This window comes from Flavobacterium sp. ENC (assembly GCF_020991415.1).
GTDB lineage: Bacteria > Bacteroidota > Bacteroidia > Flavobacteriales > Flavobacteriaceae > Flavobacterium.
The window spans coordinates 1-302 of sequence record NZ_JAJMOY010000044.1 but is presented as its reverse complement, the minus strand read 5'-3'; the positions used below and the strand labels follow the sequence as shown (position 1 = coordinate 302).

At 54.3% G+C, this 302-nt stretch carries 1 protein-coding gene; it reads right to left on the bottom strand.

From position 1 onward, the window contains the following. Nucleotides 1-302: DUF11 domain-containing protein (locus LPB89_RS21965; RefSeq protein WP_230703745.1), on the bottom strand; the 302-nt coding region annotated here is incomplete at both ends.

The window sequence follows — 302 nt, the reverse complement described above, 5'->3', positions numbered from 1 at the left end:
GGCGTTGGTGTTTCTGTATCGGTGTTGTTGCCCGGTGTCGGATCATTTTCCAATCCGGTAATAACAGCGGTATTGCCGTATGAACCTGTTGCGTTTACCGTAGCCACGATGCTCAGCGTTGCGCTGGCCCCGTTGGCAAGACCTCCTACACTCCAGTTCGGTGCTGTCCACGTTCCGGTTGATGGGGTGGCGCTCACGAAGGTATACCCCGAAGGAAGTACGTCGTTTACCGAAACTCCCGTCGCAGCACTTGGACCCGCATTCGAAGCCGTGATGGTAAAGGTTACGTTATCACCAACATT